11 protein-coding genes and 1 pseudogene are annotated in these 10,037 nt (G+C 28.6%); 2 read left to right on the forward strand and 10 right to left on the reverse strand.

The genetic code is table 11. From position 1 onward, the window contains the following. Positions 1–110: 110 nt before the first annotated feature. Both B5E92_RS14265 and B5E92_RS14270 read right to left on the reverse strand, forming a co-directional pair. Positions 111–224 (reverse strand): annotated as a pseudogene (locus tag B5E92_RS14265) (helix-turn-helix transcriptional regulator); the annotation flags it as partial. Between the two features lie 108 nt (positions 225–332). Further along, on the reverse strand, positions 333–1,793 hold the full coding sequence (locus tag B5E92_RS14270) for a DUF1846 domain-containing protein (protein WP_087303279.1): 1,461 nt from the start codon (positions 1,791–1,793) through the stop codon (positions 333–335). A 197-nt stretch (positions 1,794–1,990) separates the two neighbouring features. On the opposite strand from B5E92_RS14270, the gene B5E92_RS15730 reads away from it, so the two are divergent. Beyond that, a complete protein-coding gene (locus B5E92_RS15730) occupies positions 1,991–2,167 on the forward strand; it encodes a hypothetical protein (RefSeq protein ID WP_204215340.1) in 177 nt (58 codons plus the stop codon). A gap of 24 nt (positions 2,168–2,191) precedes the next feature. Here B5E92_RS15730 and B5E92_RS14275 read toward each other — a convergent pair whose 3' ends face one another. The 8 genes from B5E92_RS14275 to B5E92_RS14310 all read right to left on the reverse strand — a co-directional run bounded on the left by B5E92_RS14275 (position 2,192) and on the right by B5E92_RS14310 (position 9,660). Continuing rightward, the gene (locus tag B5E92_RS14275) at positions 2,192–3,970 is read right to left on the reverse strand and encodes a MutS family DNA mismatch repair protein (protein ID WP_087303281.1); all 1,779 of its coding nucleotides are present in this window, start codon (positions 3,968–3,970) and stop codon (positions 2,192–2,194) included. Between the two features lie 12 nt (positions 3,971–3,982). Beyond that, complete coding sequence (locus B5E92_RS14280; RefSeq protein WP_087303283.1) at positions 3,983–4,729, reverse strand: HAD-IIB family hydrolase; 747 nt, start codon at positions 4,727–4,729, stop codon at positions 3,983–3,985. Between the two features lie 47 nt (positions 4,730–4,776). Continuing rightward, positions 4,777–6,228 carry a L,D-transpeptidase family protein gene (locus B5E92_RS14285; protein WP_087303285.1) on the reverse strand — a complete coding sequence of 484 codons (1,452 nt, stop codon included), beginning with the start codon at positions 6,226–6,228 and terminating at the stop codon, positions 4,777–4,779. A gap of 260 nt (positions 6,229–6,488) precedes the next feature. Next, positions 6,489–7,001 (reverse strand): GNAT family N-acetyltransferase, encoded by a 513-nt coding sequence (locus B5E92_RS14290; protein WP_239406495.1) that lies wholly within the window; start codon positions 6,999–7,001, stop codon positions 6,489–6,491. Between the two features lie 35 nt (positions 7,002–7,036). Then, positions 7,037–7,453 carry a DUF3788 domain-containing protein gene (locus B5E92_RS14295; RefSeq protein WP_239406496.1) on the reverse strand — a complete coding sequence of 139 codons (417 nt, stop codon included), beginning with the start codon at positions 7,451–7,453 and terminating at the stop codon, positions 7,037–7,039. A gap of 31 nt (positions 7,454–7,484) precedes the next feature. Then, the gene (locus B5E92_RS14300; RefSeq protein WP_087303289.1) at positions 7,485–7,922 is read right to left on the reverse strand and encodes a cytidine deaminase; all 438 of its coding nucleotides are present in this window, start codon (positions 7,920–7,922) and stop codon (positions 7,485–7,487) included. A gap of 57 nt (positions 7,923–7,979) precedes the next feature. Continuing rightward, positions 7,980–8,729 carry a hypothetical protein gene (locus B5E92_RS14305; RefSeq protein ID WP_087303291.1) on the reverse strand — a complete coding sequence of 250 codons (750 nt, stop codon included), beginning with the start codon at positions 8,727–8,729 and terminating at the stop codon, positions 7,980–7,982. A gap of 43 nt (positions 8,730–8,772) precedes the next feature. Continuing rightward, on the reverse strand, positions 8,773–9,660 hold the full coding sequence (locus tag B5E92_RS14310; RefSeq protein ID WP_087303293.1) for a LysR family transcriptional regulator: 888 nt from the start codon (positions 9,658–9,660) through the stop codon (positions 8,773–8,775). A gap of 132 nt (positions 9,661–9,792) precedes the next feature. Here B5E92_RS14310 and B5E92_RS14315 point away from each other — a divergent pair. Beyond that, positions 9,793–10,037, forward strand: a 245-nt coding sequence (locus B5E92_RS14315) for an SDR family oxidoreductase (protein WP_143357598.1), incomplete at its 3' end; no start/stop codon positions are given.

The following is a 10,037-nucleotide window of genomic DNA, read 5'->3' on the forward strand; positions in this document are numbered from 1 at the left end:
AAAGATTCCGACATTTTAATCAGTTCACATCAAAAAAGACCAATTATCATCAAAGATAGTTGGTCTTATGTTTTTATTTATCGGAATCTTTAGAAAGTCGGGATATCCCGCTCCCATTTACTAACAGCTTGACGACTAATTCCTAATTTATTAGCCAATGCTTCTTGTGATAAATTGTTTTCTTTTCTTAGTTTAACAAGACGATTTGCTATTTCTATATTCATATTCCTATTCCTCCCTAAGTCACCTTTATTATTATCAAAACCGCTTTGTTTTAGCTACATATTTTAGTTTTCAAAAGCGCAACTAGCGGTTGCATTAGGGTTTACCAGTTATTGTTTTTTAGCATTATATGTAATTTGAATACCTAAGCTTGAAAATACTTTAGCATCCATTGGTCCAATTGAAGAAGTAATATGTGCTTGAGTTCCATTTAATTTTGGTAATTGTTGTAAAGCCAATTTAGCCTCATTATTATCAACTGCACTTAATGATAAAGCAATTAAAATCTCATCACTATGTAAACGAGGATTAATACTTCCTAAATATTCTGTTTTTAAGTGTTGAATTGGTCCAAAAGCAGATGGTGAAATTAATAAAGTATCATCATCGATATTAGCTAAATATTTAAGAGCATTGATTAATATTGCTGAACAAGAACCCATAAAATCAGATGTTCTTCCAGTAATAATTGTTCCATCTTCAAGTTCAATTGCTCCTGCAAAACATCCAGCTTCTTTTGCTTTTTGGTTAGCAGCAGCAACACATTTACGATCTTCAACAACAACTTTTGCTTGATTCATTACCAATTCTTGTTTATTAACTTCATCAATACTGCATTCTTCACGAACATAACGATTCATTGTGTTATAGTAACGACGAATAATTTCCTGACGACTTGCTTCACGACAAGCTTCATCATCACTAATACATAAACCAGCCATGTTAACTCCCATATCTGTTGGTGAATTATATGGACTAGTTCCATAAATTTCTTCAAACATATTTTTTAATACTGGAAATATTTCGATATCACGATTATAATTAACAGTTACTTTATTATAAGCTTCTAAATGAAATGGATCGATCATATTAACATCATTTAAATCAGCTGTTGCTGCTTCATAAGCTAAGTTAACAGGATGATTTAATGATAAATTCCAAATTGGGAATGTTTCAAATTTCGCATACCCTGCTTTAACCCCTCTAATATGTTCATGATATAACTGAGATAAACAAGTAGCCATTTTTCCACTTCCAGGACCTGGTGCTGTTACAACTACTAATGGCTTAGTTGTTTTAATATAATCATTTTTACCAAAACCTTCACTACTAATAATTCTTTTAGTATTTGTTGGATATCCATCAATTAAATAATGTAAATAAACATTGATGTTTCTATTTTCTAAACGAGTTTTAAAAACATCGGCTGCTTTTTGTCCGTCATATTGAGTAATAACAACACTACCTACATATAATCCTTTTTCTCGATATACTTCAATTAAACGAATTACATCATTATCATAAGTAATCCCTAAATCACCACGAACTTTATTACGTTCAATATCACTAGCAGAAATAGCGATAACTACTTCAGCTTGATCTTTTAATTGCAATAACATTTGTAATTTACTATCTGGTGCAAATCCAGGTAAAACTCTTGATGCATGATAATCATCAAACAATTTACCACCGAACTCCAAGTATAATTTATCGCCAAACTGAGCAATTCTTTCTTTAATATGTGATGATTGCATTTTTAAATATTTGTCATTATCAAATCCAATTTTCATACTTACCTCCGTCAATTATTTTACTTTATTTATCTTATAATTACATAAATTTTAACATAAGACTATCTAAATTCAGTATATTATCATATTTTTAATCATTTGTAACATCTTTTTTCACTTATTAATAATAATTTTATCCATTTTAGATAATTTCATGATAAAATTTAAAAAAAGATAACCAAAAGGAGCCTAAAACAATGTCAGATAATAAAAACAAAACAACAATTGTTCATAAAACCGTAAAATCAGGAATTACATTTGGTAGTGCCTTAGCCATGGTAATTAGCTATACTACCTGGAAATCAATTGGCTGGGCAATTATTCACGGTCTTTTAAGCTGGATTTATGTTATCTATTTTATTATTAGATATTAAAAACTGCATGAATTAATCATACAGTTAATCTATTATTCCGACCATCTTTAATAAATACTGAGCATTTGTCGTCTTACTGCGACCATCTTTGATACGATAATCAAATTTAATTTTATCATCTTGATAATATTCTTCAAAATGATAATTTGTACATGATACTTCATTTTCTAATTCACATAGCTCAAAATCATGAGTTGTAATTAGAGTAAATATGTTACTTGAAGATAACTGTTTAACCGTTTCTCGCGCTCCAATTATTCGATCAGCTGAATTAGTACCTTTAAATATCTCATCAATTAAAGCAATCATTACTTTTCCAGTACGATTTTCTTCAACAATTTCTTTAATTCTAAGTAACTCCCCATAAAAAGTTGAAATTCCTTCAATATCATCTTCAATTCGCATCGATGTAAATAACTGCATCAACGAACAAGTAAATGACTTAGCCATTACCGGTCCACCAGCATAAGCTAAAACTAAGTTGATTCCTACCGTTCTTAAAAATGTAGTTTTTCCAGACATATTAGAACCAGTTATTATTGCTACTTGACGTTCCATTTTAAAACTATTAGCAACTGCTTCATTACTAGCTAATAAAGGATGATAAGCATCTTGAAATTCTAAAACCGGTTTATGTTCATCAACTATTGATGGCATTGAAACACCAGTTTTAGTCTGAATTAAAACTTGTAAACTAATAAGTGATTCTAACTCACCAATTTGCTTTAACCAATGTTCTAACTGATTTCCATGATCATCAATCCATTGATTTAAACGACTATAACAATTACGATCCCATAATAATAATCCATTTAGTAATAAAAAAGCTAATAAATTATTACGCTGTTTGATCATATCACTAATCTTTTTTAACTGTTTTAAATGCAATAAAGCTGCTTGTAAATCAGTTTTTATAATTTGTAAGTGATTAGCATTAAAGTCATCTTCACTAACTAAATTACAAACATTTAAATAATATTCAAGTGATGATGATAGTTTTGCACTACAATCAAATAGCTCACGATTTTTTAATAACATTAAAGCAGCAAAAAATAATTGTCCCATAATTAATAATGGTACTACAATTATCATATATTGAAAACCGATTTTAAAACAAAACAAAAGTATTGCCACAATTGTAATTACTGGGATTAGATAATTTAAAAAAGTTAGTTTATTACTACTATTATGATCCTTTATCAGTTTTAAAAAATCATTAACCGCTCTTTCACCTAGATAATATTCTTTTGTCATCTTACCATAAGTTTCTGTTTCTAAAACAAATTCTATTTTTCCATTAAGTTCTTCAACTGCTTGTTGTTCTTGAATAAGAGCTTTATAATCAAAAGATTTTCTCGTTAACTTATCAATCAAACGTTTTTTCCCAAGTGATGAAGTTGCCGTATTTAAAAATTGATACAAAGAATTTTGACCTGCAAGATCCAAATCTTTAACTGGCCCACTCATTTCACTAAAAAACTCACTACCAGTTTCTTCAAACTCTTTCCAATCATGATTAAAACGTTGTAAATAACGTAAAACAACCTGAGCTTTTGCCTTTAAATAAGAAAGCTTTTGATTTAGCTTATTATAATAATAAACTAAACCCATAAATATAACCAATAGCAAAAAACACACATAAACCAGCAAGTCAAGCTTATAAAAATAACTCACTAACAATAAGACAATAATGCTCAAACCAACCAATAACCTTAACATTGAAATCTTAAAGGTAGCTGATTCTAACTGCTTAATTTGTTTATCAAGGTTATCTTTTTGACTTGTAAAATATTCTAATTTCATCTTTCCTCCAAATCAATCCATTAAGATACTTATACACCCATCAAGACCATCAACCAAATATTTAGCTTCTTGCTTTACTTTTTCAGGACTACGATTAAAAGTAAATGCTTCATCTACAACTTTCAACATTGGTATATCATTATAAGAATCACCAATTACAGCCATATCCTTACTATCAATATTAAAATGATCAATAATTGTTAAAATACCATTTCCTTTTGAACAACCAAGTGGTGCAAAATCTAGATGACATTCATTTTGATATACATCAATATATTTACCAAAACGCTCTTTTATTTTTAAATATTCTTTACCAGCTATTTCATCATCTTCAAAATGCAATGAAAAAGCCTCATATTCATCACCAATTTCATCAAGTGAATCAATATTATGATGATTAATATAATCATCAACTGGATTTAAAATATAAGTATCCTCTAAATAAACAATACTAGTATTAACTAATGGATAATCCTTTAATATTTCACTTACTAAAGATTTATTAATAAATTTTTGAAAAATAACATTACCCTGTTTATCTAAGATTTTAGCTCCAGAACAAAGAATATAAAAATCATATTCAATACCTTCACTATTCCAATTAATAACTCCATTATAACTACGTCCAGTACAAACACCAAATAAATTCCCTTGAGCCTGGAATTTTTTAATTGCCTGAACATCTTCTAATCGATAATAACTTTTTTCTTGATCATGAAACAATAAAGTATTATCAAAATCACTTGCAAGTATTTTCATAATTATAATATTCCCCCTAAATAGAAAACAGTCTTATAAAAGACTGTTTAATAATAACATACTACAGGACAATTGATTTCAATATTTTCATACAACTGTCCAGCTACACTTGTAGGTAAATTGATACAGCCATGAGATCCATTATTCATATAAATATCGCCACCCCATCTTGAACGCCAGCTTGAAGAATCATGTAATCCAATTCCTTTATTAAATGGCATCCAATAAGAAACTGGTGTTTCATATTCATAAGTACCATCTGGTTTTTTAGTACCTCTTAAAGTACGATTTCTTTCCTTATTATATAAATAATAAGTTCCTGCTGGTGTCCGTCGTTCTGGATTATTGTATGTTCCTGAAACAATATCAGATTCTAAAATAATTGTTCCATTTTTGTGATACCACATATGCTGACCAGTTAAGTCAATTTCAACAAAAGTATTACCTAAACCACCATTTTCACCACCAGCATCACCGCCAGTTGTTACTGGTGTTCTAGTAGTTACTTTATTAGCATAGATATCTTCTAATAAACCAGTAACTTCTTTACTATTTTGAAGTCGTAATCCATAATTACCACCACTAACAGTAATTGTCCGATTATTAGCACCAACAAAAGTTCTAGTGCCACCAACACTATTGATTTTTTTAGCTAAGTCACTAACAAAATCAGTTGCTTTTTCTTTAAAAACTGCATCATCACGATAATAATTTCCATTTTCATCAATTGATAACCAGGTAATCAAAGTACTTCCATCTAAAACAACATCACCTGATCTTGTATTATATGTAATTGATGCTGAAGCATAATTAGTTGCTGCTTCATATAATTGCTGGATCGAAGCATCTGTTGCTTTAACACCAGGTTGAACATAACAGCTCTTTTCATCTAGATTTAGTTTATTTTTTCCTTCACTAAATGCTAACATTATTTCGCTAACCAGCTTATCTTGATCAATAGTAGATCCATATACTTCATCAACAATCGCAAATTGATTATTAGTATATTCTACTCGTGCATCAACTGGTGCCACCTGGGCATCAGCTTGAAGATGTGATAAAGAAGCTAACTGTTGTCTTAATACTGTTTCATCTACTTTAGCAAGATTATTAACTGAATTTTCAGATTTACCAAAGAATGCATTTATCCAAGAAAATGAACTTTGCTTTTTCAATATATCTTGAACATTATTATCCTTATTGTAAGTTACACCACATTCATTACCAGAAATAGATTCACTATTACCATCATTAAATTGAAGTTCTAATGTATAACCATTAACAAGCTTAGCTAATTCATCATTCGCTTCTTCAACAGTCAAACCACCAACATCAACCCCATTGATATAGGTATTTTTCAAAAATTTCTGATTGAAGTATAGACTTCCAATCAAATACACTGCGATTATAACTAATAACAAGCCTCCAATAATTAAAAACTCTTTTCTAGTTTTCAATTTTTTTAAAGGACTTTCCTTTTTCTTTGCAACATTATCCATAAAAAATCTCCCACTATCAGTATTTTTCTACTAAATTCTAGCATTTTCGTACTAATTGTCAACCAAAATAACTTAAAAGTATGGTATTTTTAAGATATTTTAATAAATATGTTTCAAATGAAGCTTATAATTATTGATATTTTAAATTCTGTTGATATTTTCAATATTAAATATCATATTAGTGATAAACTTAACATTATTCATTTATATAAAAACAACAAATATTTATTAAAATTTGCTGTTCCACTTAAAATATTTAACTATATTCCAAACTCTTTGGCATATTCAACAATACCAGAAATATTTGCTGCTTTTTCATTTAATTTACAAGCCATAAAATTTTCATTTGGTACCTCAAATGAAGGCATTATTCTATAATTTATTGCTGGTAAATAGCCCATTTTAGGATAATATTTCTCACTTCCAAGAACAATAGAATAATCATATCCTAAATCATTAGCAATTTTATGTCCTTCTTTAATTAACGTACTACCGATTCCTTTTCTTTGATATTCTGGTAAAACAGCTAACGGTGCTAATGCTAATTGAATACTGTCACCTATTTTAACTTTAGTAAACATAATATAGCCAACTATTTTTCCATTAGATGTTGCCACTAAAGATAACTCAGGAATAAAATTATCGCTCTTTCTTAATAAATCAACTAAATCATGTTCATTTCCATCACTATGTTCAGCACTTTCAAAAGCCGTTTTTACAACTTGATATACCTCTTCATAATCATTTTTATTTTCTTGTCTTATTTCTATCATTATTACTTACTCCATATTTTTAATATGTATTCTTGTTAAGAATTACGTCTAATATCGATTAAACGTAAAATATCTTTATACACTTCATCATTTTCATTTAAATCAATCATAAGCCATTTTTGATTATTTCCTTCTCTAGTATTATGATATATTTTTTGAATGTTATAACTAAGTTCATCCAAAACAAGTTGTGTCTGTTCCTTTTCTTTTTTACCAATCACAACCATAACGGTAAAATAATTTTTTCGAGGATAGATAGTACATAATGTTTTACCAGCCTTTTTAAATTTAATATTCCAGCCTTTTTCATAGCTACATGAACTATATTCTATCTTTTCATTACATTTATATTTTGTTTTTATCTCTAAACAAAATTGTTTAAAAACAGGATTTTTTATATATTCATCTATTTCTTGTAAATTAGGACAATAATTTCTATCTTGTATGTCCATCATCTTTTCACCTCAAATCAAAATTTATATTTTACTCATCAATTTTTGAATTATTATATCTTTCTTCTCCCCACCACATTGGTACTAATTCACCAAGAGTTATTGTTTCTCTTTTATCGTAATCAACCATAATTTCCATATCTTTATTTTCTATTGATAACTGCATCAAAAATTCACGACAAGCGCCACAAGGCATCCCGCTGCCACCGCCATAAGGCGGTTTATCACGAAAAGCAATTAATCTTTTAATTACGGTTTGACCACTATTAACATACATATTTAATGCTGCAACTCGCTCAGCGCATAGTGTAACAACATCACAACAGCTTTCGATACAAAATCCGGTATAAATTTCACCGTTTTTTGCCTCTATAGCACATACAACACCATGAGCATAAATAAAGGGAGTAACCTCTTGAGGATGATATTGCTCCTTTGCTTTTAAATATAACTTTTCCCAAATATCCATTTTAAATCCTCCTCTAATTCAAAAGTCCAATATTTTACAAAGATAATCAAGCCTTTCTTAAAAGCTAGATAATTCTTTAGAAAGTAAATGTAACCGACAATATTCATCTTCAAATATAACTTTTTCATCCTGATATCCATTTCGAATAAAAAAAGCTAAATCTCCATTAGGAAACACACCCACTTCATCACAAATTACAATAACCTTATTATATAACTTAGCTAAATATTGTTCTAATGCCTTTAAGGGAGCAGTTTTATAATCAAAATAATCATCAGAAATATATACACAGGTAATAAATGCTATATCATCACCTTTAGGAATATCATAAGGAACATATAAAGAAGGATACCATTCAACTCCACCTAATAATTTATTACCATCTACGTTCATAAAACCAATAACTTTATCAGGTATACTAGAATACATTAATGGTTTAAATTCATATTTATAGCACTGTTTTCTACCAGTACACTGACATGCAAGTTTATAATTATCTTTTACAATCTGTTGAATATTAACACTTTTTTCTACTGTTCCTAGTATTGGTCTATATGGTATTTCTTGTGGCATTTTTCCTATTAATAAACTTTCTAGAAACTTTTGTGTAATTGGACTATAATATCTTCTTTTTTCATTTACAACTGTTAAAAAAGGAAAAAAGATTTTTTCTTTTTTAGCAATTGCAGGATCATCTGTAAAATCATAAAATTGTATATCAAATACATCCTCATATTCATTTAACAAATTAATAATTTCATTTGCTATTGGACACATGCTTCCCCAATAATAAAAATCTATTTTCATATTTTCTATTACTCCAATATTTATTTAATTTATACCACATCTACTATCTTACTTCAAAATCTTCACTTCGATAATGGCTCCAATCAACATTATTAATATTATCTTTTATTTTACTAATTTTAGGATACTCTTTTTTATTACATATCAAATAAAAAGAAAGCGTTGCTTCTTGATCAGTAATTGGAATATAAACCCTATCTTCATAAAGATGAAATCTAGGAATCGTCAAACTGGTTCTAAAAGTAAATAATGAAGATTGTTTTTGTAATATCTCATATAACTCAAGGTCATCTTGAACAATAAAATGTGAATCAGGCATATTATTAACACAAACTTCATGCCAATAACCAGTATTACTATACTCTAAAAAATTATAACCATTTAACTCATTAAATGTAATCTCTTTTTTTGATGAAATCGGCTGATCACTAGTAGTAGAAATATTTAAAACTTCCTGACACATCTTAAAACATACCACATCTTCTTTTAATATTGGGTAATCTAATATAATTGCAGTATAATAATGATCATTTAAACCTTTAATTAGTTTTTCGGCATCAGACATGGTTTCATACCTAAAAGGTGTATCCGGATATTGTCGTTTCATCGTGTATCTAAAAGCCCATAATGGCGCTGGAGCACAGGAACCAATTAACATATTCATATTTAAGTTATATTGGTTTTTTACTTTAGTTTGCAGTTTATCTACATCATTTAATATCTTTTTTCCATCAGCAACTATTATTTTTCCATATTCGTTTAATACTAATCGATTATTAATACGGTCAAATATTTCCATTCCTAACTCTTTTTCTAGTGATTTCAATGAGCGAGTTAATCCAGATTGTGAAATAAATAATTCATCAGCGGCTTTTAGCATCGTTCCACATTCTGCAATTTTTATTATATATCGTAGTTGTCTTAATTCCATTTAACGTTCCTTTCTATGTTTTGCAATCATATTATACTATGATTTATTATCATATATCTATGATTTTTAACAATTATTTTTTTAATTAAAGCTTTGCTAGAATGTAATTGTAAAAACAAGGAGGTATCTAAAATGGAAAACGTAGAAAACAAAGTTGTAATTATAACAGGAGCTACTTCAGGAATCGGAGAAGCTACTGCAAGAGTATTAGCCGCTAATGGTGCAAAAGTTGTATTAAGTGGAAGAAGAGAAGATCGTCTAGAAAAACTAGCTAGTGAATTAGGTTCTTGTGCTACATATCTTAAATCAAATGTTACAAATGTAGAAGATATGAAAGCTATTGTAAAATTAGCTAAAGAAAGATTTGGAAAAGTAGA

The sequence above is a fragment of the Erysipelatoclostridium sp. An15 genome, from assembly GCF_002160675.1.
Lineage (GTDB): Bacteria > Bacillota_I > Bacilli_A > Erysipelotrichales > Coprobacillaceae > Thomasclavelia > Thomasclavelia merdavium.

Coding starts and splice junctions, on each gene's coding strand:
- B5E92_RS14290 (WP_239406495.1), bottom strand. CDS start 7,001: ATGATAGAAATAAGACAAGAAAATAAAAATGATTATGAAGAGGTATAT.
- B5E92_RS14300 (WP_087303289.1), bottom strand. CDS start 7,922: ATGGATATTTGGGAAAAGTTATATTTAAAAGCAAAGGAGCAATATCAT.
- B5E92_RS14295 (WP_239406496.1), bottom strand. CDS start 7,453: ATGGACATACAAGATAGAAATTATTGTCCTAATTTACAAGAAATAGAT.
- B5E92_RS14305 (WP_087303291.1), bottom strand. CDS start 8,729: ATGAAAATAGATTTTTATTATTGGGGAAGCATGTGTCCAATAGCAAAT.
- B5E92_RS14280 (WP_087303283.1), bottom strand. CDS start 4,729: ATGAAAATACTTGCAAGTGATTTTGATAATACTTTATTGTTTCATGAT.
- B5E92_RS14275 (WP_087303281.1), bottom strand. CDS start 3,970: ATGAAATTAGAATATTTTACAAGTCAAAAAGATAACCTTGATAAACAA.
- B5E92_RS14285 (WP_087303285.1), bottom strand. CDS start 6,228: ATGGATAATGTTGCAAAGAAAAAGGAAAGTCCTTTAAAAAAATTGAAA.
- B5E92_RS14310 (WP_087303293.1), bottom strand. CDS start 9,660: ATGGAATTAAGACAACTACGATATATAATAAAAATTGCAGAATGTGGA.
- B5E92_RS15730 (WP_204215340.1), top strand. CDS start 1,991: ATGTCAGATAATAAAAACAAAACAACAATTGTTCATAAAACCGTAAAA.
- B5E92_RS14270 (WP_087303279.1), bottom strand. CDS start 1,793: ATGAAAATTGGATTTGATAATGACAAATATTTAAAAATGCAATCATCA.